The 25625-nt window shown below is 63.5% G+C and carries 21 protein-coding genes; 6 read left to right on the forward strand and 15 right to left on the reverse strand.

What is annotated here, in order from left to right:
• The first annotated feature begins 7 nt into the window (after positions 1–7).
• Positions 8–1192 carry an alpha-hydroxy acid oxidase gene (locus XW59_RS18575; RefSeq protein WP_047146845.1) on the forward strand — a complete coding sequence of 395 codons (1185 nt, stop codon included), beginning with the start codon at positions 8–10 and terminating at the stop codon, positions 1190–1192.
• Positions 1189–2133, forward strand: coding sequence for an aldo/keto reductase (locus XW59_RS18580; protein WP_047146846.1), 945 nt, complete (start codon positions 1189–1191; stop codon positions 2131–2133). The genes XW59_RS18575 and XW59_RS18580 overlap by 4 nt, the downstream gene beginning before the upstream one ends.
• Positions 2134–2361: 228 nt before the next feature.
• Here the strand turns inward: XW59_RS18580 and XW59_RS18585 are convergent, their stop codons facing one another.
• The 4 genes from XW59_RS18585 to XW59_RS18600 are packed head-to-tail and all read right to left on the reverse strand — an operon-like array spanning position 2362 to position 6977.
• Complete coding sequence (locus XW59_RS18585) at positions 2362–3060, reverse strand: ABC transporter ATP-binding protein (protein WP_047146847.1); 699 nt, start codon at positions 3058–3060, stop codon at positions 2362–2364.
• Positions 3053–4843 (reverse strand): ATP-binding cassette domain-containing protein, encoded by a 1791-nt coding sequence (locus XW59_RS18590; protein WP_052958251.1) that lies wholly within the window; start codon positions 4841–4843, stop codon positions 3053–3055. Before XW59_RS18590 ends, XW59_RS18585 begins: the two co-directional genes overlap by 8 nt.
• A 2-nt stretch (positions 4844–4845) precedes the next feature.
• Complete coding sequence (locus XW59_RS18595; protein WP_047146849.1) at positions 4846–5730, reverse strand: branched-chain amino acid ABC transporter permease; 885 nt, start codon at positions 5728–5730, stop codon at positions 4846–4848.
• 59 nt (positions 5731–5789) lie between these two features.
• Positions 5790–6977 carry an ABC transporter substrate-binding protein gene (locus XW59_RS18600; RefSeq protein ID WP_052958252.1) on the reverse strand — a complete coding sequence of 396 codons (1188 nt, stop codon included), beginning with the start codon at positions 6975–6977 and terminating at the stop codon, positions 5790–5792.
• Positions 6978–7302: 325 nt separating this feature from the next.
• Here XW59_RS18600 and XW59_RS18605 point away from each other — a divergent pair, with 325 nt between their 5' ends.
• Positions 7303–8088 carry an IclR family transcriptional regulator gene (locus XW59_RS18605; protein WP_047146850.1) on the forward strand — a complete coding sequence of 262 codons (786 nt, stop codon included), beginning with the start codon at positions 7303–7305 and terminating at the stop codon, positions 8086–8088.
• 17 nt (positions 8089–8105) lie between these two features.
• On the opposite strand, the gene XW59_RS18610 is transcribed toward XW59_RS18605, so the two are convergent.
• A complete protein-coding gene (locus XW59_RS18610) occupies positions 8106–9410 on the reverse strand; it encodes an FAD-binding oxidoreductase (protein ID WP_047146851.1) in 1305 nt (434 codons plus the stop codon).
• 151 nt (positions 9411–9561) lie between these two features.
• On the opposite strand from XW59_RS18610, the gene XW59_RS18615 reads away from it, so the two are divergent.
• Together XW59_RS18615 and XW59_RS18620 are read left to right on the forward strand one after the other, a co-directional pair.
• Complete coding sequence (locus tag XW59_RS18615) at positions 9562–10899, forward strand: aspartate aminotransferase family protein (RefSeq protein ID WP_047146852.1); 1338 nt, start codon at positions 9562–9564, stop codon at positions 10897–10899.
• Positions 10900–10917: 18 nt separating this feature from the next.
• Entirely contained in the window at positions 10918–12504 is a 1587-nt protein-coding gene (locus XW59_RS18620; protein ID WP_047146853.1) for an aldehyde dehydrogenase family protein, read from the forward strand.
• Between the two features lie 66 nt (positions 12505–12570).
• Here the strand turns inward: XW59_RS18620 and XW59_RS18625 are convergent, their stop codons facing one another.
• From XW59_RS18625 to XW59_RS18665, 9 genes are all read right to left on the reverse strand, one after another.
• A complete protein-coding gene (locus XW59_RS18625) occupies positions 12571–13593 on the reverse strand; it encodes a GTP-binding protein (RefSeq protein ID WP_047146854.1) in 1023 nt (340 codons plus the stop codon).
• A 2-nt stretch (positions 13594–13595) separates the two neighbouring features.
• Complete coding sequence (locus tag XW59_RS18630; RefSeq protein WP_047146855.1) at positions 13596–15203, reverse strand: amidohydrolase family protein; 1608 nt, start codon at positions 15201–15203, stop codon at positions 13596–13598.
• Between the two features lie 394 nt (positions 15204–15597).
• Positions 15598–15972, reverse strand: a complete 375-nt coding sequence (locus tag XW59_RS18635; protein ID WP_047146856.1) for a RidA family protein — start codon at positions 15970–15972, stop codon at positions 15598–15600.
• 14 nt (positions 15973–15986) lie between these two features.
• Positions 15987–17282, reverse strand: a complete 1296-nt coding sequence (locus tag XW59_RS18640; protein ID WP_047146941.1) for an FAD-dependent oxidoreductase — start codon at positions 17280–17282, stop codon at positions 15987–15989.
• 60 nt (positions 17283–17342) lie between these two features.
• The gene (locus XW59_RS18645) at positions 17343–18905 is read right to left on the reverse strand and encodes an ABC transporter substrate-binding protein (protein ID WP_047146857.1); all 1563 of its coding nucleotides are present in this window, start codon (positions 18903–18905) and stop codon (positions 17343–17345) included.
• A gap of 27 nt (positions 18906–18932) precedes the next feature.
• The gene (locus XW59_RS18650) at positions 18933–20270 is read right to left on the reverse strand and encodes an MmgE/PrpD family protein (protein ID WP_047146942.1); all 1338 of its coding nucleotides are present in this window, start codon (positions 20268–20270) and stop codon (positions 18933–18935) included.
• 29 nt (positions 20271–20299) lie between these two features.
• Positions 20300–22072: an ABC transporter ATP-binding protein gene (locus XW59_RS18655; RefSeq protein ID WP_047146858.1), complete on the reverse strand. Its 1773-nt coding sequence runs from the start codon at positions 22070–22072 to the stop codon at positions 20300–20302.
• Positions 22072–22953 (reverse strand): ABC transporter permease, encoded by an 882-nt coding sequence (locus XW59_RS18660; RefSeq protein ID WP_047146859.1) that lies wholly within the window; start codon positions 22951–22953, stop codon positions 22072–22074. The genes XW59_RS18655 and XW59_RS18660 overlap by 1 nt, the downstream gene beginning before the upstream one ends.
• Positions 22950–23891, reverse strand: a complete 942-nt coding sequence (locus tag XW59_RS18665) for an ABC transporter permease (RefSeq protein ID WP_047146860.1) — start codon at positions 23889–23891, stop codon at positions 22950–22952. Before XW59_RS18665 ends, XW59_RS18660 begins: the two co-directional genes overlap by 4 nt.
• A gap of 249 nt (positions 23892–24140) precedes the next feature.
• Between XW59_RS18665 and XW59_RS18670 the strand changes: the two genes are divergently transcribed.
• Positions 24141–24914, forward strand: a complete 774-nt coding sequence (locus tag XW59_RS18670; protein ID WP_047146861.1) for a helix-turn-helix domain-containing protein — start codon at positions 24141–24143, stop codon at positions 24912–24914.
• 65 nt (positions 24915–24979) lie between these two features.
• Here XW59_RS18670 and XW59_RS18675 read toward each other — a convergent pair whose 3' ends face one another.
• The gene (locus XW59_RS18675) at positions 24980–25624 is read right to left on the reverse strand and encodes a DUF3617 family protein (RefSeq protein WP_047146862.1); all 645 of its coding nucleotides are present in this window, start codon (positions 25622–25624) and stop codon (positions 24980–24982) included.
• Position 25625: the final 1 nt, after the last annotated feature.

The raw sequence follows: 25625 nt of genomic DNA on the forward strand, positions 1-25625 counted from the left end.
AACGGAAATGGCCAGCGTGAAGAACGCCGTCAATGTCGACGATGTCCGGCGAGCTGCCAGAAGCTATCTTCCCGGCTTCCTCTATGATTTCATCGAAGGCGGCGTCGATGGAGAGGAAGGGCTTTCCCGCAACACAGCCGCCTTCTCGAAATTCTCCCTCGTGCCGAGATATCTGGTCGATGTGGCGCAACGCAGCACGCGCACGGAGCTGTTTGGCAGGCACTATGCCATGCCCTTCGGCATCTCGCCCACCGGACCTGCTCCATTGTTTCGTCCGCATGCCGACCTTCTGCTGGCAAAGGCAGCCAGATCGGCGGGCATCCCCTTTATCCTTTCAGGCGCTGCCGGTGCGTCCCTCGAAGAGGTCAAGGCGACAGCGCCCGACAATACCTGGTTTCAGCTCTATACGGCGCGTGATCGCAACATTTCCCACGATCAGATCCGTCGCGCGACGCATGCAGGCATGGATGTGCTCGTCGTCACCGTCGATACGCCCGTCACTCCCAAGCGGGAACGGCATCTGCGCAATCGCATCAGTGTTCCCTTCCGGCTTTCTCCGTCGACAGCCCTGCGCATGGCGCGCGAGATCGTCATGCATCCGGCATGGTTTGCCCGCTTCTTTGCAAGTGGCGGCATGCCTGCGATGGCCAACTGGTCGCCTTACGCAGAAAAACGCGCCACCGCGGCACAAACAGCCTCTTTCTTCTTCGATCAGGCCTTTGTTCCCGGTTATGTCGGCACCCCAACCTGGCAGGATCTGGAGACCTACCGCCGACTTTGGAACGGAACACTCGTCGTGAAAGGATTTCTCCATCCCCAAGACGTCGTTCGAGCGGCCGATCTTGGCTGCGACGGAGTGATCGTCTCCAATCATGGCGGCAAGGCGCTGGACCGTGCGCCGTCCAGCCTGGACGCGCTGCCGGCGATCAGGGCGGCAATCGGCGAGCGCATGACCGTCATGCTTGACAGCGGCATACGGCGAGGTTCGGATGCCGTCATCGCTTTGTGTCTAGGCGCGGATTTCGTCTTCGCCGGGCGACCGACGCTTTACGGTGTAGCGGCCGGCGGCGAGGAAGGCGCCCGCAAGGTGCTTTCCATCATCGCCACGGAGATCGATCTGGTGATGGCGATGCTCGGCTGCACGTCGACACGCGATTTGAACGAAACCCTTCTCACGAGGAATGCCCCATGAAGATGCGCCAGCTTGGACAATCGCAGATAGAAATCCCGCCGGTGGTCTTCGGCGGCAACGTGTTCGGCTGGACGGTCGACGAGACGGCCTCGTTCCGCCTGCTCGACGAACTCATCGATGTCGGGTTGAACGCCATCGACACCGCCGATGTCTATTCCGCCTGGGTGCCCGGACATACCGGCGGCGAGTCGGAAACGATTCTCGGAAAGTGGATGCGGGCGCGGAACAATCGCGATCGCGTCACCATCGCCACCAAGGTCGGCATGGCGATGGGAACGAACAAGGGCCTGTCCGCCAACTGGATCGCCGAGGCGGTCGAGGCCTCGTTGAGGCGGCTCCAGACCGATTGTATCGATCTCTATCAGGCCCATGTCGACGACACGGAGGTGCCGCTGGAGGAAACGCTTGGCGCATTCTCGAGGCTGATCGAGGCTGGCAAGGTTCGCGCGATCGGGTGTTCCAACTACACCGCTGAAAGATTGCAGGCCGCACTCGATATCAGCCGGCGGCACGGCCTGCCGCGCTACGAAAGCGTCCAGCCGCAGTACAACCTCATCCATCGAAACGAGTTCGAAGGCAACCTCGCGGAGCTGTGCGCCCACGAGACGATCGGCTCCATCAGCTTCTTTGGACTTGCAGCCGGGTTTCTCAGTGGCAAGTACCGCACCTCGGCCGATTTGAAGAAGAGCAGCCGGGGCAACCGTGTTGCCGGCATGATGAACGAGCGCAATCTAGCCATTCTCGACGTTCTGATCGATGTTGCCCGTGCAGAGCACGCCACCCCAAGTTCAGTCGCCACCGCCTGGCTGATTTCTCGACCACATCTGACGGCTCCGATCGTCAGTGCGACCAGTTCCGCGCAGCTGCAGGAGATCGTCGGAGCGGTTTCGCTTGAATTGAGCCCTGAGAGCTTGCGGGCGCTGGAAGCGGTTTCAGCGTGAATTGAACCGGTACCGGGCGTACTATCTCAGCCTTCGCGAGATGGAACCAAGCGCGGCATTCACGTCGACCAGTCAATCGCTGGGCCGTGCGCTTCTCACCGCTGTTGCTTGACGGCTTCAACCATCGCAAGGCAATGGTATGCCTATAATCCGGCACCATGGCTCGCCGAGCAATTTGAAATCTTCACAGCCTGAATATACCCGTATCTGATCAATTCGTTCGTGCCGCTAGCCGTCCATATAGAGGCGCTCGATCGCATCCCCGTCGGCCAGTTCGGCGGCCGGACCATTCAGAATGATCTCACCGCCCCGCAGGACATAGACGCTGTCCGCGTAGCGAAGCGCGATGTCTATGCGCTGTTCCACCAGCAGCACCGCGGTGCCGAGGCGTGTCCACCTTCTTAGGAAATCGAGAATGGTGGGAATGAGCATCTCGGCAATGCCCAGCGACGGCTCATCGACTAAGAGAATTTCCGGCCGCGCGACGAAGGCCTGTGCGAGCGCAAGCATCTGCTGCTGACCGCCGCTCAGGCTCGATGCCCGATGGTCGAGCTTCTCATGCAGGATCGGAAACACCTCGTAGATTTCCTTGAGGTGCTTTTCGGTCTCCGCCGCATCGCCGCGAGTGCCGAGGCGGATGTTCTCGCGCACGGTCAGGCGCGGAAACACGCGGTGACCATCGAGGATCAGCCGCAGGCCGTTCGCCACCATCTTTTCCGGGGCCAAGCCGGTGATGTTGCGGCCATTGGCCATCACCGTACCGACGGTGGGCTTGTTGAAGCCTGCCAGCGTACGCAGGAGCGTCGATTTGCCGGCCCCGTTTGGGCCGAGCACGAGCGTCACCTCGCCTGCCGGCGCGATCAGGTTGATGTCACGCAGGATCGGCACCTTGCCATAGCCTGCCTCCAGGTTTTTGACCTCAAGCATCGCGACCTCCGGTGAACAGTGCACGAACCTTCGGGTTGGATTTGATGTTCTCCGGCAGGCCGGAGGCGGCAATCGTTCCCGTCTCCATCACCGTGATCTCGTCGGCAACGTTCCACACCATGCTCAGGTCGTGTTCGACCAACAGGATCGTCTTGCCGAGCCTGTCTCGGAAGTGCACCAGCAGCCGGGAGAGCTCCGTCCGCTCTTCCGTCGAAAGGCCGCCGGCGGGTTCGTCGAGCAGGATCAGCGGCGCATCGGATTCCATCACCCGCAGGATTTCCAGAAGACGCCGCTGGCCGTGCGGCAGGAGCGAAGGGTCCTGATCCCGCCATTTCGCGGCGAACACCTCGAGCTTAGAAGAGCGGCCTGCATCGCCGCCGCGGCCGTAGCCCTCGCGGCCGATCTGCACGTTCTCCCAGATCGACAGGCGGTCGAATATGCGCGGCGTCTGGAAGGTGCGGCCGAGCCCCATGCGGGTGCGCCGCCATGGCGCCAGCCCGGTTACCACGCGGCCAAACAGCTTCACAGTGCCACTGTCTAGCGTCATGAACCCGGAAATCGTGTTCAGCATGCTGGTCTTGCCGGATCCATTCGGCCCGACGAGTCCGTGGATCGTACCCTCCTTCACTGTCAGCGATGCCCCACCGAGCGCGACGGCATTGCCAAACGACTTGCGCGCCTCTTGCACCGAGATCAACACGGCGCCGTTCGGTTCCGCACGATCGTCGGCTTGCACATCCTTGCCATCGTGGTCGAACGCGTCGTTGAGCGAGATCGCCACCTTGCTGGCGCCTCCGCGTCGAGCCGCGATGAAGCTGGAGACGGTACCCACCACGCCGTCGGGAAATGCCAGCATCACCACCAGTGCCACCGCGCCGTAGATGAGCAGGCGATAGTGGGAGAAGTCGGCCAGCAGCACGTTGGGAACGAGATAGAGCAGCCAGACGCCGATCAGCGGCCCCAGCAGCTTGCCCTGCCCGCCCACAATCACGGCGAGGAAGAAGAAGATCGAGAAGTCGACGCGAAACGCCGTCGGTCCAACGAAGCCCACCAGCGGCACATAGAGCACGCCGGCCACGGCTGTGCCGAACGCTGCAATCAGGAACGCAATCGAGCGGATCGTGCCGGGATGGATGCCAAGCGCCTGCGCCGCCTCGGGACTATTGGAGACAATGATCATCCTGCGTCCGAGGACGGTGTGCGGCAGGATGCCATGGAAGATCAGCGCGGCGGCCATAGCTAGGATCGCCAGCAATGACAACGGCGTGATCGTGCCGTAGAGCGGCGTCGACAGTGACATCACGAAGGCCGGAACACCGTTCACGCCGCCGGTGATGCTGTCGAGCGCGATCAACAGTTGCGGAAACACCAGCGCAGCGCTCAGCGTCACGAAGCCGAGATAGTAGCCCTGAACGCGCAAGGCAGGTGCCGCGAAAAGACCGCCGAGCACGAGACCGGCTATCAGACCGCCGATTGCCGAGAACCAGAAGGGCTGGCCGTGAAGGCCAATCATCACGGCCGTCGTCACCGCGGCGATGCCGAAGATAGCGCCCTGGCCGAACGACATCTGCCCGGCTTCCGACACGAGCATGTTCTGCATCACGGCAACGATGATGTAGAGCGTCACCAGCGTGAAGGTGTAGCTCCAATACTGGTTGCCCAGCGCGCCGGGAACCAGAATGGACGCCGCGATGGCAAGAATGCCGATCCAGACCATCGACGGCAGGCGGAGGCCTTGCACCGGCGACCGGTCAGCGGACGCGAGTTGGGAATTCTGGGACATGGTCAGACTTTCCGGGAGGCTGCGAGGCCGAAGATGCCTTCGGGCCGGAACATCAGGACGGCGATCAGCAGGCCCATGGTAACGGTATCCTGATAGATGCCGCCGAAGCGATAGGCCGCGAACATGGACAGCACGCCGACCAACGACCCGCCGACGACCGCGCCGAGGTTGCTGCCGAGGCCGCCGATGACGAGCGCGGTGAAGCCGCTCAGCAGATATCCGATGCCGGTTTCAGCGGAGATGTTGATGACCGGCGCTCCCACAAAGCCGGTGGTGCCGAGAACGAGTCCGGAGATGCCGAAAGCGTAGAGCTGGATGCGCCGCACGGGAATGCCCGCCGCCTTACCGGCGTCGAGGTCCTGCGCGACCGCGCTCATGGCAAGGCCCGCACGGGTATTCTTGTGGAACCAGCCGATCATCACGAACCAGAAGGCGGCAAGACCGATCAGTAGGAAATAGGCGGACGGCGTGCTCAACCCGAACACCGATACCGGCGGCAGCAGCGGCGGCACGCGGAACGCGAGCGAACCGCCATAAAGATGGATGCAGGCCGACACGATGACGGAGACCGCCATCGTGGTAATCAGCCAGGAATGCTGCTCGACCGACGACTTCAGCGGAAACAGCGTCAGCACGCCCTGCAACAGCACGAAGACGAAGAGGAAGGCGACGATGGCAAGTGCGACGAGAGCCCAGCCGACAAATCCCGGCGTTGCGGGCAGGAAGAGGAAAGCAAGCACGCCGGCAAGGATCATCAGGGTCCCGTTCGCGAAATTCAGGATTCCGCTCGAGTTGACCACGATGTTGAAGCTCATCCCGATCAGCGCATAGATCGCGCCTTGGCCCAATCCGCGGACCAGGATGAGAGCCAGCTCGTCAATGCTCATCGATCGATTCCCCTGAAAAAGAGCCGCCGCTGCGCAAATGCAGCGGCGGCATACAACACTCAGCAGCCAGCGCGTTCCTGGATGCCGTATTCATCGATGGTCGCAGGCTTGACGATTGCAAGCGCATCCAGACCGATCAGGAAGTGCGAGCCAGCGCCGACCGCAAGGCCGGAGTTGACGCCATCGAACGACTGGATGTTTTCCTCAATCCATTTGGCCACGGCCGGACCGGACGTGTCCCCGCCATTGCCCTCAACGGCAGTCTTCAGGATGAAGACGGAGTCATAAAACAGCGCCAGGAAGTTCATCGGGTAGCGGGCCGCCGAATCTGGCTTGTAGGCGCGGACTGCTTCAACCAGATCAATCGCACGCTGCGGCTTGCCGTCGGCCTTACAGTAGGTGAACCCGGCGTAGTTGAGCGCGATGACGTTGTTGAACAGGTCCGCACCGCCGGCTGCCAGCGCCTGCGTGGCCAGAGATACGCCGTAGCTGCCGGAAATGTTCACGTCCCAGTTCAGCTGCGCGCGGCTCAGTAGGACATTGGCGGTATCGTCACCGGTCGAAGTGAATAGCAAGATGGCGTCCGGCTCGCCAGAGCGCAGCGCCAGCAGTTGCGGCGTCAGATCCTGGGAGTTGTAGTTGTATTCCTGAATGCCAGTCAGGGCGATGTTTTTTTCCTCGAGCACCTTCTGGATCTCAGCGACAGCCGTCTTTGCCTGAGCGCCATTGTCGGAGAAGATCGCCACCTTCTTGGCGTCGAACTCGGCGATGGCGTTCTCCACCATCGCACGCGCCTGCGTCTCCGCGTTCGGCAGCATGCTGAAGGAATAGGGGCCGACCGCCGGGGTGAACGTCGAGGAACCGGAAACGTTGATCGACGGGATCTGGCCCGCGCTCAGCAGCGGCAGAACCGCCAGCGTCACTTGGCTGTAGGTCGGTCCGACGGCCATGTCGATGCCGACCTGATGCACAAGGCGGTTCGCCTCGCCGACGCCGATGGTCGGGTCGGTCTGGTAGTCCGCGACTGTCAGCTGTACCTGCCGGCCGGCGATGCCGCCCGCTTCGTTGATCTGCTTCACCGCCAGTTCGACGGCAACCAGCGACGCCTCGCCCAACGCGCCAGCACCGGTGACAGGCACGAACGCCCCGAGCTTGATGGGCTCGCCATCGTCGGCGAATGCCGGCATGACGCTAGTCATGACGCCGCCCACAAGCAGCGATGCGAGAATACGACGTGTCAGTTTCATTTGATGCCTCACCATTAAAGTCGACGACAATCCGTGCCCTGAACCGAGACCGCGTCGATAGCCTCGCGAGGGTGAACCCCATTTCGGAGCCGGAAATCAATGCGCAGCCCGCTAGCGCCGATTGCTCCCGCTGATTGTTTGTATGAGCCGTTTTCCGGAACATATTTTCATTTTCCGGTCTTATATTCGACGCAGAGCTGCGGAGTCAATCGCCTTGGCGGTTGCGAAAGAAAGACAGCGTGAAAGTTGACCTCTTCCCGCAAATACGGTCTAGAAAGACGTCCCGAACCGTGCCCGTCATCAATCCCAGAAGGACCCGCAGGCTGTGACGCCTACCCGACACACAGAACCGAAATCCGGACCCCTGGAGCGTTACATCACGATCCTCGAAGCCGTCGTCAGCACGCCCGACGGGCTGACCACACGAGAGATCGAAACCATGCTCGACCTGCCGAAAACCACCGTCAATCGACTGCTTTCGGCGCTGGTCGCTAGCGATCTCGTAGAGCAGGGCAGGCGCCGCGGCTCCTTCACGCTTGGGCACAGGCTGTCCCAGATCCTGCAATCGGACACCGCCTGGATCGAGCTTGCCAGCAAGCGCCTACTGAAAAACCTCGCCGAGGAAAGCGGCGAGACCTGCTTCATCGCTCGCCTTTACGGTGCGACAATCCATTCGATCGTGATGGAGTCGCCGGACGCGAGCGTGGGCGTTTACGTCACACCCGGCCACGTGCTGCCACCACATGCGGCCGCGACGGGCAAGCTTCTGACCGCGATGCAGGAGCCCAATCTCCGCGAAGCGATCCTGCAAACCGAGCTTAATCGCCTCACCCCACGCACGATACTCAACCGCGACGTCCTCGAAGAGGAATATCGGAAGATCCGCGAACAGGGTTATGCGGTCGAAAACGGCGAGCATGTGCGCGGCCTGTTCACCATCGCCTACCCGATCATTCTGGTGAGCGGACAGCCGCCGATCTACGCGCTCGGTATGACCGGCCCGGCCGAGCGCATTGGCAGCCAGCACCTGTCCGAACTTCTTGCCAAACTGGAGCGGACAGCCAGCGAATTCGCCAATGTCTTCGCGCCGAATTGGAAAAAGAGAGGCTGACGCCGTCATCTGCCGCGTCAGCCCCGCCTCGCCAGCCGCCTGTCGTGCCAGTCGAAATACCGCATCACCAGGCCAAGGAACCAGGGAGTGCCGGTATAGAATGGCATCGTAGGGAAATTCCGGGCCTCGAAGACGCTATCAAGACCGGCACCGGTCGCGATACTGTTTGCGATCCGCGCGCCAAACCGCGTGCCCATGGTGACGCCGGCGAAATTATATCCCATTGCGTAGTAGACGTTCCCGCGACGTCCGACATGCGGCATCAGGTCGAACGTGCCTGCGCAATAGCCGTCCCAAGCATGGCTGAGCTTCAGATTGCAGGCTTGGGGAAGCACGCGGTCGATGATCGATTTCATGCGCACCGTGATCTCTTCTGGCCCTTTGAGTGGAGCGGCGGTCGCGCCGCCGAACAGGATACGCCGGGAATCCGGCGCCGGGCGGAAGAAGTCGATATTGGTATTCGAATCGATGATCGTGCGGCCATGCGGGATCAGCCTATCCAGCAACTCCTGCGGCATCTCCTCCGTCGCGGCCATGTAGGCACGGAACGGAACGACCCGCCGCCGGAACCATCCGAGCTTCGAAACATAGCCGTTGGTCGCGACCACCACCTTGCCGGCGTAAACGGTGCCCCTGTCGGTCCGCACCTCGCATCTTCCATCCGACAGTTCCTGCAGGTTCTCGACCTCCGTTCGCCCGAACACGCTGACGCCCGCTTCGACCGCCCTGTCCAGCAATCCCTTGTGGTAAAGGCCGGGATGCAACGAGCCACTGTCGGGAACAATGGCCCCGCCGGAATAGATGTCGGTCTCAAGGCCTTGCGCGGTGGCAGTCGGCGCCAGCATGCGGTGCTCGAAGCCCATGTCCGCCTGTAGGATCGCCAGATCCTTTGCCAGCGCATTGTAATGGCCGCGCGACGTCGCGCCGATGAAGCGCCCCGGCCGCACCGCGTAACAATCGATGCCCTCGCGGGCAATCAGGTCAAAGGTGAAGGCGTAAGCATCGTGGAGTTCGCGATAGATCGTAAGAGCCTTGTCCCTGCCTTTCGAGGCGACGAGTTCCGAATAGGATTTCTTCAGCACACGCCCGACAAAACCGGCATTGCGCCGGGAGGCTCCTGCCCCCGGATCCTGCCTGTCGAGTACCGCGACGCTGCGGCCTGCCCGAGCCAGATGCAGCGCCGCGCTGATGCCGGTGAAACCACTTCCCACCACGACCACGTCATAGGCGGCCTTCATTCCGCCCGCTGTAAACGGCATCGGCGCCGCGGCGTCCCACCAATAGGGCTGAAACTTGAAGTCGGAAGTCGTGATGTCACGCATGGTTTGCCGATCTGAATGAAGAAACAAACGGGGATCCGACCAATAAAAACCGTTTTTCGGATCAAAATCTCATTTACCGGTACATACTTCGCTTGTATGATCGCGTCAATCGCATCGAAATCACGAACGCGATCCATCTTGGGAGACCCCGATGAGCTACGTGCTCCACCGATCCAGCCACGCCGTTCCCGCCACTGTCGTTGAAGGACGCGGCTGCTGGCTCAAAGATGCGGAAGGAAATGCCTATCTCGATGCGTCTGGCGGCGCGGCCGTATCGTGCATCGGACATGGCGACACCCGCGTCGTGGACGCCATCGTGCGCCAGGCCGGCAAGGTCGAGTATGCGCACAACTCATTCTTTACCAGCAAGCCGGCCGAACAGCTCGCCGAGTTACTCATCTCGCGTTCCCCTGCCGAACTGACGAAGGTCTATTTCGTCGCCGACGGGTCGGAGGCGGTAGAAACCGCCTTGAAACTCGCCCGACAATATTATGTCGAACGCGGCGAGAGCGGCCGGCGCATCGCGATATCACGTCGCCAGAGCTATCACGGCAACACGCTCGGCGCGCTCGCGATCGGCGGCAACATGGCGCGCCGCGTCGACTATGCCCCTCTCCTGATGGAGGTTGAGCATGTTTCCCCCTGTTTCGACTATCGGGAAAGGCTCCCTGCCGAAACGCCGGCCGACTATGTTGCGCGCCTTGCGGCAGAACTCGAGGAGACCATCGCCCGCGTCGGCGCGCAGTCTGTCCTCTGCTTTGTCGCCGAAACCGTCGTCGGCGCAACGGCTGGCGCGGTGCCGCCGACGGCTGGATATTTCCGCAAGATCCGCGAAATCTGCGATCGTCACGGCATCCTATTGATCCTCGACGAGGTCATGTGCGGCACCGGCCGCACCGGCACCTTCCATGCCTTCGAGCAGGAAGGCATCGTTCCCGACATCCTGACCAACGCCAAGGGACTCGGCGGCGGCTATATGCCGATCGGCGCCGTGTATCTCAGCAGCCGGATCGATGAAACGATCACCAACGGTTCCGGCGCCTTCAAGCACGGTCACACTTATAACGGCCACGCTATTGCCTGCGCAGCCGCGCTGGAAGTCCAAAAGATCATTTCCGACGATGCGCTGGTCGAACGCGCCGATGCACAAGGGCAGATGCTGACCCGCCTCTTGCACGAGCGGTTCGGACAGCACCCACATGTGGGCGACATTCGCGGGCGGGGGCTCATCCAGGCGATCGAGCTGGTGGCCGATCGCGAGACAGCATCGCCGTTCGATCCGAAGCGCGGCCTTGCCGCCTCCATCAAATCCGAAGCCATGCGGCGCGGCCTCTGCATCTATCCAGGATCCGGAACCATCGACGGAACGCGAGGCGACCACGTGCTGCTGGCGCCTGCCTTCATCGTTTCCGACGAGGAGATGGCGGTGGCGGTGGAGAGGCTCGGGGATGCCGTCGATGCCTGCATCAGCCGCATCCAGATACACTAACCAGAGAAAGGAACAGCCATGAGCGAGATCGACATTCGCACCCTGCCCCGGGTCACTTATTCGAACATCAACGAGGATTTCTCCGGTGTTCACGCGGTTCTCGACCGCATCATTCCCGAAGTCCGGGCAACGCTGGGCCGCGAGCATCCCAATTTCATCGACGGTGCGGACAACACGGACGGCGCGTCCTACGACGCGGCCTATCCTGTCGATCGCTCCGTGAAGCTCGGTACCTTCTATGCCGCCTCGCAAGAAGCAGTCGCCCGTGCCGTCGAGGCAGCGTGCAAGGCTTATCCGTCCTGGCGAAAAGCCGGATGGCAGCAGCGCGTCGCCATCGCACGCCGGGCCGCCGACATCGTCGAGGCGCGCAAGTTCGAGATCGCCGCCGCCTGCCTGCTCGAAGTCGGCAAGTCGCGCATGGAAGCCATCGGCGAGGTCGAGGAAGCGATCGACATCATCCGTTTCTACAGTGCCGAAATGGAAACCAACAAAGGCTTCGACCGTCCCTTGCAACAGGCGCAAGAACGCGAAACGACGCTCGATGTGCTTCGGCCCTACGGCGTCTTCGCCGTAATCGCTCCATTCAATTTTCCGGTCGCGCTTTCCATCGGCATGTCGATCTGCGCACTTCTCGCCGGCAATACGGTTGTCTTCAAGCCCAGTCCGATGGCGGGCCTGACCGGCCGTCTCATCACCGACTGCTTTGTCGAGGCAGGCTTTCCAGCCGGCGTGTTCAACCTCGTCAACGGTGGCAATGAAACCGGCGCCGCGCTCGCCGGGCATCCAGGCATCGACGGCATCGCCTTCACCGGCTCCCACTCCGTCGGCATGATGCTGCAAAGGACGTTCGGCAGTGGCGGCGCCCATGCCAGACCGGTGCTCGCCGAAATGGGCGGCAAGAACCCCACTTATGTCGCAGCCTCCGCCGATCTGGACACCGCCGTCTCCGGCATGGTGCGTTCCGCCTTCGGCCTTCAGGGACAGAAATGCTCGGCCGGCTCGGTAGTGTTCGTCCACGACTCCATCGCCAAGCCCTTCGTCGAGCGCCTTGCCGAGGCGGCGGCAAAATTAAAGATCGGCGATCCTTACCAACAGGACGTGTTCATGGGGCCGGTCATCAACGAGGCGGCGCGCGACCGCTTCGTCGCTGCTGTCGAGGCAGCAAAGACGGCCGGTGCAACCGTGCATGGCGGTGCGGTTCTCGACAGCGAGGTCCACAACAAGGGCTTTTTCGTCCAGCCGGCCATCGTCACCGGGCTTCCCGACAACCATGCACTGCACCATGACGAGCTGTTCCTGCCCTTTCTCACCGTACGCACCTTCAGTGATCTGAACGATGCGATCGAGCGCGGCAACGCCGTCCAGTATGGCCTCACCGCCGGCATCTACACGAAGGACGACGCGGAGCTGGAACAGTTCCTCGACACCGCCGAAGCGGGCGTTCTCTATGCCAACCGCGCCAGCGGCGCAACGACCGGCGCATGGCCGGGCATCCAGACCTTCTGCGGCTGGAAGGGATCCGGCACCGGCTCAAAGGGCGGGCTCGGCTCCTGGTATCTGCCGCAGTTCATGCGTGAGCAGAGCCGCACGATCATGCGCGGCTGATGCTGGCCGCAAACGAAAAAGCGCGGTCCCTGACCGCGCTTTTTTATTGGCTGGAAATGGAAAGAATCAGGCGGATCTGGCGTAGCCGGTCGCGACGCAGACGAAGGCAGGGCGCGTGCACGTATCGCGAAACTCCAGCGACAGGTCGGGCCCGATCTCACCCAACTCCTCGAGGTCGACGTCGCGCGCGATGATGACCATCGCATTCTGCACCGGCGGCTGCGCCATGCGCCGCGGCGGATCGAAGACGGTACCGACGCTCTGGACCAGCAGCGCGCCCGGTTGCCCCTGAACAGCGACGATCCCCTTGGTCCGCAGCAATCTCGGGCCGAGCAGGGCCGCCATATTGTCCAGCCATTCGAACAGGTCGTCTCCCGGCACTGCGTCCTTCGCCCGCGCAAGAAAGACGCCGATGCGCTCGTGCGGCGATGAAACCGGCTCGTCCTGCGCGATTCTTTCGGCCAGCCTGTCGATACCCACCGTCGTCGGTTTGAAAGCCTTCCGCACCCGCCGGCCTCTTTCCACCTCGTCGACGATCCGCGCCAGCGGATTGATCCCTTCGACCGCGCGCACCGCTTCGGCCCGCGCGATGTTCGAAACGCAGTCGAGCTTCGTCAGCACGATCGTCTGCGCGGCCGCCAGTTGCGCGGCGGCTTCCTCAAACTCATCCTGCGCCAACGCCCCGTTGACGCAGTCATAGGTCGCAACCACCGAAATGCGAAACGGCAGCGGCAGGCCGAGCAACTGCCGGATGATCGGCGCCGGCCGCGAAAGACCGCTCGTCTCCAGAATGATCCGGCGCAAGGGCGGGCGGCCCAGCCGCTCGTTCTCGTCCATCAGCGCGGCGACCGTCACCGGCAGGTCGCTCATCATGGAACAGCACACGCAGCCATTGCTGAGCTGGGCCAGTTGCAGGCCCGATTGCGCAGCCGTGACGGTCGAGCCATCGATGTTGATCTCGCCGACCTCGTTGACGATGACCCCAGTATTCTCGAACCCGGTTTCGGCCAGCAAGGAGAGGAGCAGCGTGGTCTTGCCGCTCCCCAGAAAGCCATTCAGCAGAAAGAACTCAGGCAGTTCGTCTTGCATTGTCATTGCCGGGTGCGCGGTCTTGTGTCCTCGCCCTCTTCGAAGCTTTGCGCGACGATCTCGCGAACGTCGGCCAGCAGTTCGGCGGGGTCATAGATGACGCCGTCCTTGATCGTGTATTCGATGCCGCGCTGCCATTCGGTCTTGCCGGTCTCGTCGTTGAGACGCCATGCGCCCGTGCCGTAGAGGTATTTCAGGTCTTCGAGCGGATCGTGGCGATGGACGAGAAGGTCGGCGCACTTACCGGGCGCGATAGTGCCCGTCTCGTCGTCCACGCCGAGAAGGGCGGCGCTCTCCGAGGTCGCGGCGCGGAAGATTTCCAGCGGATGGAACCCCGCCTCCTGCATCTGCTCCAGTTCGCGGATGAAACAGAAACCGTAGAGCTGGAACGTGAACCCGGCGTCGCTGCCGGGCACGACGCGCCCGCCCATGTTCTTGTAGTCATTGCAGAAGCGCATCCAGCGGCGGAAATGCTCCTTCCACTGCACCTCGTTGGTGGTGTTCCAGCGATACCAGTGTGAGCAGTGACCGCCGCGATGCGGCTGGAAATAGGTCCACAGCGTCTTGTGGGTGTACTCGTCGTGCCAGTCCGCCCGGCGGGCACGCATCAGGTCCCGGTTGGCTTCCAGGATGGCGAGCGTAGGCACAAAGGAGTGCCCGAGTTCGAGGAACTTCTCGAGCGTCTCCTGCCACTTCGCGCTGCCCGGCTCGGCAGACTGGATGAAATTCTGGCTGCTCGAATTGTAACGAAGCGACTCGTCCATGAAGTCGTAGCCGACCGGATAGGCTTGCACCGCGCGGTCGGTGAACATGGCCTCGGGAATGCCATAGAAGTGTTCGGTCGACGTGAGCCCCCATGTGGCACTGCGCAGGGCATTAACCTTGGAAACCGACATCTGCGCATGATGGCAGCCCGAGCGCATGCCCAGCGCATTCGCCTCCTCCAGCGCGGCCTGCATGATCGCCGGCGGTGCGCCGAAGAATTTCAGGCCATCCACACCGCGTTCCTTCACCGCGCGGACCCATGCCCGCGCCTCTTCGGGCTTGTAGATCGTCTTAACGAACTCGTCGACCGCCGGGAAATAGGCATGTGCGACGATCTTCGGCGCCGCAATGCGGTTTGCGGCTGCGGCTTCCTTCTGCTCCAGCGTCCAGCCAACCCCGTTCATGCAGGCCATCTCGCGCACCGTGGTGATGCCGTGTGCCAGCCAGAGCTTGTAGACATAGTCAGCCGTGGGCATGGGCCCGGAAGCCGCATGGTAATAGGTGCCGATATGCACATGCGCATCGACGAAGCCCGGCGTGACCAGCTTTCCTTCACATTCGATTTCATGGTCGCCGGGGGCGGGCCGCCGCTCTGGCTTAATCGGGACTTTGGGGACGCCCACGAGCACGACTTCCGTGATCCGCCCGTTCTCCACGACGATGTCGTAGGGCCCGACGGGCGGCGCACCGGTTCCGTCGAGAATCCGCGCGCCGCGCAGGACGAGCCTCCTGAATGGCCCCACACCCCGATCGCGGGTCGTGGCCGCCTGCACGGCCGGATAGCCGCGCGCAGCCATCGCAGAAGCGAGCTCGTCGCCAGGCAGGATTTTCGCTTCACCACTCATGATTGTTCCGATTTTTGGTTTGTTCACCCGTTTTCCGGACAAACTACCACCATATCAGCATGCGTCAAGCCATCCGCACCAAGGCGGAGCGTGAGTGTCTCGCCATCGAGTTTGGGGCGTTGTCACTTATCAACGGCGCATCAAGCAGATGTTTGCGGCATCCGCGCCAATATATTGAGAAGATCGCGTCGCTCGAGCCGCAAATCACGCAAGAACATGCGCTGGCTCATCCTGAACGCGCCGAGCAATCCGTCAGCGCAGTCTATACCAAGGAGAAGCTGGCGCGCTTCTGCGCCCTGCCCGCTCACTTGCGGAAAGGCCGCTTTACGAAAATCTTATCGACGGCATCTGGTCACAGATGTAAAGCCCGGCGGAATCCGGCACATTCCTGCATTCAACGTTCCAATGGCACCTCTTCGACATCGCCCAGCGCGGCCGATACCATGATCTCGACGCGCATCTCAGGATCGCCCAGTTCCACCGCGCAGCAGCAGCGCGTCGGCGGGTTGCCAGGGGCGACCCACTCCTTCCACACTGCGTCCATAGCTGCGAAATCGGCCATCGTCGTGATCCAGACCTCGGCGGTCAGAAGGCGCGACTTGTCGGTGCCGGCCCGCGCCAGCAGCTCGTCGATCTTGGCCAGCGTCTCGCGCGTCTGGATGGCGACGTCGCCCGCATTGTCGGAGAACTGCCCCGACAAATAGCAGACGCCGTTATATTTCACGAGCCGGCTGCGGCGCGCGTTCACGTCGAAACGTTCAATCTTCATGGATGGTCCTTCGTTCAGGCTTCAAGGCCGGCCCTGCGGCTTTCCAGCGCCGATATGACATGGAAGCCGATGCTGCGGAAGGGTTCGGGGGCGATGCGGCTGGCTATCCCCATGGCATCGGTCACCTCGGCCGGATCGCCGACGCCGCGGATGAGATCCGCCAAGCGGCGGCCGAGCATGGTGCCCTTCGCGATGCCGGAGCCGTTGCAGCCGCCAGACGCGTAAAGCCCGTCATCGAGCTTGCCCCACCAAGGCGCGCCATTCATCGTGAAGGCGGTCGTTCCGCCCCACACATAGTCGAAACCGACATGGCGCAGGCCCGGCCAGCGGCGCTCGAAACGGTCGCGCAGTTTGGCAGCGGCCGTCTCCTGCTCGACCTCGTTCTCATGCGCATAGAGCGAGCGCACCATGATGCGGTCGCGCCCGATCCGGCGCAGCGTGGTGCCCAGCCGATGCGAGGGCAGGAGCCCCCAGCCCGGCATTGCACCCAGATCCGGCAGGTCGGCCTCAGGCACCGGCGCGGTGACGGCCGCATAGGTGTAGATCGTCGCCATGCGCAGCGTCAGATAGCCGAATTTGCGGATGAAGCCGTTATTGGCCAGCACCACGCAGCGCGCCCGCACGCGGCCGCCCTCGGTGGCGAGCTCCCACGCGTCGCCGCTGCGCGCCAGTCGCTGCACGGGTGTATTCTCGTAAAGCGCGACGCTTTCAGGCAGCGCGTCGGCCAGGCCCCGCACGAGGGCTGCGGGCTGTAGCAGATAGGTGTCGTTGATGTGGATGCCGAACCTGTAATAGTCCGAGCCGATCCGTTCGCCGATCGCGGCGCGGTCGAGAACGGCGTGCTTGATGCCGTTGGTCTCAGCCACCTCGACCACCTTGCGCAGCGAGGCTTCGCCGGCCGGCGTCGCTGCCGCGCGGATCGACCCCACCTTCTGCATTTCGCAGTCGATGCCGTGGTCCCGGATGATGCCGGTCAGCCAGTCGAAGGCGTCGCGCATCAGCGCCGTCTGGCGCCGCGCCTTCTCCGCGCCCTGCAGCGTCGCAGTGCGTGGCAGCACGTCGGAACCCGTGAAGCCTGAATTGCGGGCCGATGCCCCCTCGCCCACGGTGGTCGCTTCGAACACGGCGATGCGGGCCTGCGGGTCGAGGTCGTGCAGCCGGCGCGCGGCGGCAAGCCCGGTGAAGCCAGCGCCGACCACCGCGTAATCCACGTAAAGGTCGCTTGCAAGGGTGGGGCGGGGCGCGCGCGGCGGTAGCATCGCGTTCCAGCCGCAGGTATTCGAATAGGTCGGAAAGGTCTGTCTGGACATGATCGCCATCTGGCGGAAAGGGGCCCGCGGCGAAAGCGATCGCCGCGGGGCCCGGTCCGGTTATTCGGTGAAGTGGGTGAGCTCGGTGACGAGCGGTCCCAGCGACATGGAGCCCTTCAGCTCGAAGCCCCAGTCGAGCTTCTCCTTGCGGGCCCAGACCTGCGCCGTCTCGGTCATCGGTATGCCGCACACCGCCTCGATGATGAGGCGCTGCGCTTCCTGCCACAGCTCGATCTGCTTCTGCGGGTCGGTCTCCACCCGTGCCGCCTCGATCTGCTCGTCGGCCACGTCGCAATGGCTGAAATTGGTGACGGCCGTCGGGGTGCCGATGATGCTGTCGGAATGGAAGAACTGCGTCAGATAGACGTCGGCCACGGGGAAGCGCGCCGCCCCGTAGGTTACCAGCGGGCTGAGGTCCTGTCGGATCATCTGGTGCCAGGTGGCGTGCTCGACCGGTTCCAGCTCCAGCATGAAGCCCGTTTCCTCCAGCTGCGCCTGCAGGATCTGGTTGGAGGATTCATAGCTGGGTAGCTGGCTCGAGATCATCTTGACCGTCAGCCCGTCGGGATAGCCCGCCTCGGTCAGCAGCGCCTTCGCCTTTTCAGCGTCGAAGGCCGGCAGGCCGTTGTCCTCGGTGTAGCCAAGATTGTTCGACGGAATCACCGACCCGCCGACGCGGGTGAATTCGGGGCCGCGATATTGGGCGATGCGATTAGGGTCCATGGCGTAGGCCAGCGCCTGCCGCACGCGAATGTCGTCGAACGGCTTCTTCTTCGTGTTGATGTGCAGCACGGTCAGCTCGGCCGGATCGAAGATATCCACCGTTGAACCGGGCGTTGCGAGCGTGCGCTGCAGCCAGCGCGGATCGGCCAGGCCCGTGGCCGCATCGACCTCGCCCGCAACGAATGCCAGGTCACGCGCCGCGGCCGCGTTGAGGAAGCGGTAGGTGACCTTGGTCAGCTTCGGCGCGCCACGGAAATAGTCCGCGTGGGCGGAGAAATGCACCGCCACGCCGGCCTCGATCGAATCAAGCTGGAACGGGCCGAAGCCGACCGGCCTGCGCGCGAACTCCTCACCGCGTTCCTCGTAGGCCTTCTTGCTGATGATGAAGCCGCCGGCATAGTTGGCCAGCGGCCCGAGCACGCTGGGGATCACGTTCTTGAGCGTAATGCGCACCGTGTAGGGATCGACGGCCTCCACCTTTTCAAAGGCGGAATAGTCGCTGGCAAACGCGGAACGGGTGGGATCGGCCGACTTCTCCAGGCTGAACACCACATCCTCCGCGGTCACCTCGCCATAGCCGTGGTGCCACTGCACGCCCTGGCGCAGCTTGAAGGTCCAGACCAGATTGTCGTCGCTGCCCTCCCAGCTTTCGGCAAGGTCCGGCTCGATCTGTGCGGGGTCGGTGGTACCGGGCGCGAAGCGCACCAGTCCGCCATAGATCCAGGCGACCAGCGTGCGGTCGGTCGTGCCGGCCGCGTAATGCGGATCGAGCGTGCCGATGTCGGCGGCGGCCGCGCCGAGCCTCAGCTCGGTTTGCGCGGCGTGGGCCGGCAGCGGTGCGAAAGCGGCGCCGGCAAGCAGCGCCGCCATGAGAATCATCCCGGAAAGCTTCAGTCTCATTGTTCCTACCTCCATTGATTATTGGCTTTATTCTGCTGCAAGGATCAGTCGGGGCGCGGCCAGCGCGGCGAAAAGCGGGCTGAATCCCTGGGTGAGGAGCCCGTCGAGCGCCGTCAGGACCCTGTCCTGCCAGTCGGATGCCATGCTGGCGGCGGCGATGCGGCGGAATTTTTCGGTGACCTGCGTGCGCGACATCGGGTTGGCGACATCGCCCAGCGGATGCGGCACGGTCAGGCTCTGCGGCCCCTCGCCCTGGTCGAGGATGACCCGGCACGGTGTGCCTGCGGGGAACGATGTGGCGAAGTCCTCATGCGCGTCCAGCTCGATGCGGCCGGCAAGCTCCAGCACCTCGGCGTCCGCGAGCCGCGCCGGGTCGACCGGCTGCAGGGCCACCGCCCCGTGAAGAGCCGCGAGCGCGCAACTGAAATAGTAGCTGTATTGCCCGCCCTCCAGCGTCTTCGGTGCGCGCGCGTTGGACAGGCGCAAACCTTGCGGAAAGGTCTCGATGCGCAGGCTCACCACCGGCTTGCCGGGCTGGCGCAGCGCCAGGATCGCGTCCACCGCCGCGTGCATGTAGCGGCAGCAGGCATAAGGCTTCAGGTAACATTGCCGGAGCCACCATGTTTCGCCCAGCCCGCCGGTGAGGACATGGCGCGTGAAGCGGCTGTCGTCATCGATGAGGTCGAGCGGGCCGGTCGCGCCGGCACGGGCGCGGAAGGCGCCGGTCAGGCCGGCAACCACGGCGGGCGGGATCGCCTCCTTCACCGTGCTGCCCTGGAACATCGACGTTCCGGTAGGAAAGTTGATCGGTCCCTCGGCCCCGGCGATCGCCATGGCGTGGGCCATCTGGCCGGCGTCAAGCCCGATAAGCCGGCCAGCAGCGGCCGCCGCGCCGTAGCCGACCCAGCGGCCGCTGGAATAGGTTTCGATGGTCGCCGTGGGGCGCGCGGTCGCCACCCGCAGGGCCACGTCGTAGCCGAGCGCGATCGCATCGAGGATGCGCTCGTTGGACGCGTCGATGGCCTGCCCGACCGCGAGCGCGGCGGGAACGACGCCGGCGCCCGCATGGCCTGCCGCACCGCGATGGCCGTCATCGATGTCGAGCGCACTGGCGGCGGCCGCATTGGCCATGGCCGCGCCTGCGATGCTCAGCGACTGACCTGTAAGCCAGACCCGCGCCACGCCTGAGCCGTAGAGCTCGGCAGCGGCCGCCCGCGCAGCCGCCGCCAGCGTCGAGTTCAACCCCGCCGCGGTCGCCGCGATCAGATCGGTAACCAGCAGCGCGGCGGTCTCGCGCGCCTCCTGCGGCAACGCACCTTCGCGATGGTCGGCGACGAAGCTGGCGAGTTCTTCTATTGCGTGCATGCGGGCGGGGTCCTTCTTGGCTATGGCGTTCAGCTGGCTTGGCGGATGAAGTGGCCTTGCGCAGCCATGTTCCACCGCGCCGGGGAGGGGCGATGGTCAAGCGGCTTGATCGGGCTGCGCGGCGCGGCGTCGCTACCGGGCGTCGGCAGCCTTGTGCCGCGCTGCTCGGGATGGGTGATCGGGATCGCCGACAGCAGGCGCTGTGTATAGTCGTGGCCGGGCCGGCCGATCACATCGTCGCGCGCGCCGATCTCGACGATTTCGCCGAAATACATCACCGCGACGCGCTCGCAGATGCGCTCGATGGCCGCCATGTCGTGGCTGATGAACAGGTAGGAGACGCCGAACTCCTGCTGGAGATCGATCATCAGGTCGATGATCTGGCCCTTGATCGACACGTCCAGCGCCGACACCGCCTCATCGGCGATGATCAGCTTCGGCGACATGGCCAATGCTCGCGCGATGCAGATGCGCTGGCGCTGCCCGCCGGAGAATTCGTGCGGCAGGCTGGACGCGCGCGCCGGGTCGAGGCCGACGCGCTGCATCAGCCATTCCATCTTCTCGACCGCCTCCCCGCCCCGCGCCAATCCGTGCACGTGCATGGGCTCGATGATCGCCGAGCCGATGGACTGGCGAGCGTTGAGCGAACCGAACGGGTCCTGGAAGATCATCTGCACGGCGCACCGCATCCGCGCGAGGCTCTGCGGGTCGTCATAGTCGACGCACTCGCCTGCCACCTTGATGGCGCCGGAATGGATTGGCGCGAGGTTGATGACGGCCTTGCCGATGGTCGACTTGCCGGAACCGGATTCGCCCACGAGCCCCAGCGTCTCGCCCTTGCCGATGGCGAAGGACACGTCCTCCACCGCATGGACCATGCCGGTCAGCCGCCCGAAGAAGCCGCTATGGACGGGGAAACGAACCGCAAGGTCCTCGACCTCCAGCACCGGCGTCTCCGCGTCGAGCATGTCCGGCACGCCGTCGATCGGGCGCGCGGGCACCGCCGTATCGGCGAGCTTGCCAACGAGGCTCGGTGCGGCCTCGATCAGGCTGCGCGTATAGGCATCGCGCGGATTGGAGAATACCTCATGCACGGAGCCGCTCTCGATCTCGCGGCCGGCGCGCATGACCAGCACATGGTCCGCCACCTCCGCCACCACGCCCATGTCATGGGTGATGAACAGCACCGCCGCGCCCGTCTCGCGCTGGAGGTCCTTGAGGAGCGCCAGCGTCTGCGCCTGCACCGTCACGTCGAGCGCGGTGGTCGGCTCGTCGGCGATGATGAGCGCCGGGTTGCAGGCCAGCGCCATGGCGATCATCACGCGCTGGCGCATACCGCCCGAGAAGGTATGCGGATAGTGCCGCATGCGCGTTTCGGGATCGGGGATGCGCACCTTGCGCAGCATCTCGATCACCGCCTCGGTGAGCGCCGCGCCGCGGAGGCCGCGATGGATGCGGATCGCCTCTGCGAGCTGGTCGCCGATGCGCTGCACCGGGTTGAGCGAGGTCATAGGCTCCTGGAAGATCATGCTGACGCGGCCGCCGCGCACCTTGCGCAGCTGCGGCTCGGGCAGCCCAAGCAATTCTCGTCCCTGGAGCGTTATCGAGCCCTTCGCCCGGCCTATGCGCTCGGGCAAGAGGCCCATGATGGCGAGCGACGTGACGCTCTTGCCCGAGCCCGATTCACCGACCAGCGCCAGCGTGCTGCCGGGAGCGATATCGAAGTTCAGGCCGTGCACGACCATGCTGCGGCCGAAGGAGATGCTCAGGTCGCGCACCGAGATGACGGGTTTCTGCTCCATCACGAGGCATCCTTCAGCCGGGGGTCGATAGCGTCGCGCAGGCCGTCGCCGATCAGGTTGAACGCCAGCACCAGCACGAGGATCGCCAGGCTCGGGATGAGTGCGAGGTGGAACGCGCTCAATATGTTGTCGAAGCCGTCGCGCACCATGCCGCCCCATGTCGGAGTGGGCGGCGCGAGCCCCAGCCCGATGAAGGCGAGCGAGGCCTCGGTACGCACCGCCGTCGCCATCCACAGCGAGGCCATGACCATCACCTCCGGCAGGATCGCCGGCGTGATGTGGCGAAACAGGATGCGCGGCCCCGAAAAGCCCATCGACCGACAAGCCTGCACATATTCGCGGTCCCGCTGCGCGATGACGCCTGCGCGCGCGATCCGGGCGAAGGCTGGCGTGGCGGTGAAGGCGATGGCGATGATGATGTTGGTCAGCGTCGCCCCCATCAGCGCCACCAGCGCAAGACCGAGGATGAGCGACGGGAAGGCGAGAACTACGTCCATTACCTGCATGAAGATGATGTCGATGCGCCCGCCGAGATAGCCGGCGATCATGCCGATCAGCGTGCCCACCACCAGCGCCAGCATGATCGCCAGCATCCCGATGGTCAGCGAATAGCGTGCGCCATAGAGCAGCCTCGACCAGATGTCGCGCCCGAACTGATCGGAGCCCAGCAGGAACTGCGAGCCCGGCGGGATGAGCTGGTCCATGATGCTCTGGCGTGCCGGGTTATGGGTCGCGAGCTGCGGCGCGAAGATGGCGGCCGCCACCAGCGCCAGCACGATCACCAGCCCGATCCAGGTGGAGACGTTCAGCCGCCCGACGAAGCTGCGGAAGCTGCTCTGGCGCTTCGCCGGAACCGCGTTTGGAAGCGTGGTGTCGGTCATTTGTACTGAACCCGCGGATCAAGGAGGCCATAGGTCAGGTCGGTCACGAGGTTCACGACGACGACCATCAGCGTGTAGACGACGATCATGCCTTGCAGCAGCGTGTAGTCGCGCTGCGTCAGCGCGGTGAGGATGAGCTTGCCAAGCCCGGGACGGGAAAAGACGATCTCCGTCAGCACCGAATTGCCGATCAGGATGCCGAGATAGAGCCCGACCACCGTGGTGATCGGGATCATGCAGTTGCCCAGCGCGTGGCTCCACACGACGGCGGCGGGGCTCGCGCCCTTGGCGCGTGCGGTGCGCACGAAGTCCTGGTTCAACACCTCCAGCATGGCCGAGCGGGTAACACGGGTGATGTAGGCCATCATGATGAGCGCCAGCGCCAGCGTGGGCAGCGCCATCTGCCGCAGCCGGTCGGCAATGGTGTCGCCTGAGCCGGCGCTGATGACCGGGAACCAGCGGAGCTGGATGGCGAACACCATCAGGAGCACGATCGCGGCGACGAAGGCCGGCAGCGACAGGCCGAGCAGCGAGATGAAACGCAGCACGTAGTCGGGCAAGCGATTGCGCCGCACCGCCGCCCACACGCCGGCCGGCACGCCGAGCACCACGCCCAGCGCCAGCGCTGCGACGGTCAGCTCCAGCGTGTAGGGTAGCACGGTCAGAATCTCCTCCGAGACCGGCCGGCCCGTTACCATCGAGTTGCCGAGGTCACCCCGTACCGCCTTGAGCAGGAACTGGCCGTACTGGACCAGCAGCGGCTGATCGAGCCCCAGCCGCTCGCGCAGGGCTGCGATGCTGGCCGGGCTTGCCTGGTCGCCGAGAATCACCAGCGCCGGGTCGCCGGGCAGGATGCGCACGATCAGGAACACCAGCGTCAGCACGCAAAACAGCGTCAGGATGGCAAAGCCGAGGCGCTTGATGAGAAATGGAAGCATCCGCTCGTCCCAGTTGCACCAAAGCAAGCTCCGGCAAGGCAGGAGAAAAAGCACGATCTGTCCCGTCCCGCGCCCAATGAGGCGCAGGATCGAAAGGCGCGTCGCAGCCTTCCGCCCCGAATATCCGTAGACTTGAAATTTGCCGCCTCAGGAGAGCCCGTTTAAGAGCATCTGTCAACATATTCCTTTATTCAGCATAGAATCAGTGATATTGTTCTAATAATCAGAATTTAAGGGCATAATACGAACATGGCGGGTTTGAACGCATCCTCGCTCAATGCCGAGCGTGCGCTGGAGATATTGCTTGTGCTGGGCGAGGTGGGACCCGAAGGGTTGAGCCTGTCTGAGATCGCGCGTCGGATCGGCGGGGCCAAGTCGGCGGCACATCGCAGCCTCGCCGCACTTTTGAACAAGGGCTTCGCCGAACCGACAGGTCGCTACGGTCACTACCGATTGGGACCTGCCATCCCCATGATCGCCGGGCGGCAGGAAAGGCTGGAGCCGCAAATCCAGCTCATCCGCCCGGGCATGACCGAGTTCGCCCGGCGCACCGGTTTCACCGTCTATCTGATGGTGCAGGCCGGTGTGGACGCCGTCTGTGCCGAGATGGTCAGCCGCTCGACCCGCCGCCAGTTCACCATGGGCGTGGGTGCGCGGGTACCGATGGGGGTCGCGGCTGGCAGCCTCGCACTCCTGTCGATGCTGCCCGAGGACGCAGCAGCCACCATCATCAAGGCCAATGCCGAGCGCTATCTGCGCCATCCCGCGCTCCGACATGTCGACGCGACGCTGATCGCGCAATCAGTCGCGGAAGCGCGCACGCGGGGCTATGCGATCAATATGGGCTTCTATCTGCCAGGTGAAGGCGGATTGGGCCTGCCGGTGCCTCGTCGGGGCCTCTACGAGGTGAATGTCGCGGTATCCTTCAACGCGCCGCTCGAAATGATGAACGATGACTGGATCGAGGCGACAATCAACGAATTGCGCGACTGTCTCGATCCTCACCTTCTGGGATCGCCCTGACAGGGCGTTTTGATGCCAAGATCGAGAGACCTGACAAGCGAGATCAGGAGTGAGCACTGGACGTCTCACATCGGCCCCAGGCGTTTGTTGATCTCAATCGCTTCCTTCAGCATTTTGTCCACCACCGTCAACGACTCGTAGATGTTGATCGGCTTTGCCTCGTTCGGCCACTTATCGCTATTATAGTGGAACCCGACATCCAGGCCGTCTCCAGGTTTCTGGTCGGCTGGGCATTCACCGATCCAGCGTTGCTCTTCGACCAGTTTGTTTTCCAGCAACAACAGCACGTCGCGGGGAACGCTGTGTTCCTCGTTAACGATGACACTGTCGCTCTTGAACGCCGTGGTCCAGCCGAAATCCTTGCCGGCAGCCTGGTCGTCATCTGAAGAGTTGGTCCTGCAGGCCATCTCTCCGGTCAAGACCTTGCCGGTCAGGGATATTTTCGGCGTTTGGCAGGTGATGTCGCTATAAACGACCTCCAGTTCCCTGCGCATGATATTGAGTTCCTGAAGAGCGCGATCAGCGCTCGCGTCGAGGCAGTATCTAATTATGCCCTTGAGCTGGTTCGGCCCCACCGTACCGGTGGTTCTCATCTCCCACAGGCCCGGCTTGCGCGCCGGAATTTCTTTGGGAAGATCATAAGCGGCAGCTGGAAACGACGTGAAGAAAAGCAGGACCAAGCCTGTGGTCCGCCGCGTGACAGGTTTCAAA

This window comes from Aquamicrobium sp. LC103 (assembly GCF_001014615.2).
Classification (GTDB): domain Bacteria; phylum Pseudomonadota; class Alphaproteobacteria; order Rhizobiales; family Rhizobiaceae; genus LBCQ02.

Bases quoted from the DNA above. Each gene is read 5' to 3' on its own strand.
- XW59_RS18595 (WP_047146849.1), bottom strand. From the start codon at position 5,730: ATGAGCATTGACGAGCTGGCTCTCATCCTGGTCCGCGGATTGGGCCAA.
- XW59_RS18640 (WP_047146941.1), bottom strand. From the start codon at position 17,282: ATGTCCAGACAGACCTTTCCGACCTATTCGAATACCTGCGGCTGGAAC.
- XW59_RS18615 (WP_047146852.1), top strand. From the start codon at position 9,562: ATGAGCTACGTGCTCCACCGATCCAGCCACGCCGTTCCCGCCACTGTC.
- XW59_RS18625 (WP_047146854.1), bottom strand. From the start codon at position 13,593: ATGCAAGACGAACTGCCTGAGTTCTTTCTGCTGAATGGCTTTCTGGGG.
- XW59_RS18620 (WP_047146853.1), top strand. From the start codon at position 10,918: ATGAGCGAGATCGACATTCGCACCCTGCCCCGGGTCACTTATTCGAAC.
- XW59_RS18610 (WP_047146851.1), bottom strand. From the start codon at position 9,410: ATGCGTGACATCACGACTTCCGACTTCAAGTTTCAGCCCTATTGGTGG.
- XW59_RS18645 (WP_047146857.1), bottom strand. From the start codon at position 18,905: ATGAGACTGAAGCTTTCCGGGATGATTCTCATGGCGGCGCTGCTTGCC.
- XW59_RS18630 (WP_047146855.1), bottom strand. From the start codon at position 15,203: ATGAGTGGTGAAGCGAAAATCCTGCCTGGCGACGAGCTCGCTTCTGCG.
- XW59_RS18660 (WP_047146859.1), bottom strand. From the start codon at position 22,953: ATGACCGACACCACGCTTCCAAACGCGGTTCCGGCGAAGCGCCAGAGC.
- XW59_RS18635 (WP_047146856.1), bottom strand. From the start codon at position 15,972: ATGAAGATTGAACGTTTCGACGTGAACGCGCGCCGCAGCCGGCTCGTG.
- XW59_RS18670 (WP_047146861.1), top strand. From the start codon at position 24,141: ATGGCGGGTTTGAACGCATCCTCGCTCAATGCCGAGCGTGCGCTGGAG.
- XW59_RS18575 (WP_047146845.1), top strand. From the start codon at position 8: ATGGCCAGCGTGAAGAACGCCGTCAATGTCGACGATGTCCGGCGAGCT.
- XW59_RS18665 (WP_047146860.1), bottom strand. From the start codon at position 23,891: ATGCTTCCATTTCTCATCAAGCGCCTCGGCTTTGCCATCCTGACGCTG.
- XW59_RS18655 (WP_047146858.1), bottom strand. From the start codon at position 22,072: ATGGAGCAGAAACCCGTCATCTCGGTGCGCGACCTGAGCATCTCCTTC.
- XW59_RS18590 (WP_052958251.1), bottom strand. From the start codon at position 4,843: ATGTCCCAGAATTCCCAACTCGCGTCCGCTGACCGGTCGCCGGTGCAA.
- XW59_RS18580 (WP_047146846.1), top strand. From the start codon at position 1,189: ATGAAGATGCGCCAGCTTGGACAATCGCAGATAGAAATCCCGCCGGTG.
- XW59_RS18585 (WP_047146847.1), bottom strand. From the start codon at position 3,060: ATGCTTGAGGTCAAAAACCTGGAGGCAGGCTATGGCAAGGTGCCGATC.
- XW59_RS18650 (WP_047146942.1), bottom strand. From the start codon at position 20,270: ATGCACGCAATAGAAGAACTCGCCAGCTTCGTCGCCGACCATCGCGAA.
- XW59_RS18600 (WP_052958252.1), bottom strand. From the start codon at position 6,977: ATGAAACTGACACGTCGTATTCTCGCATCGCTGCTTGTGGGCGGCGTC.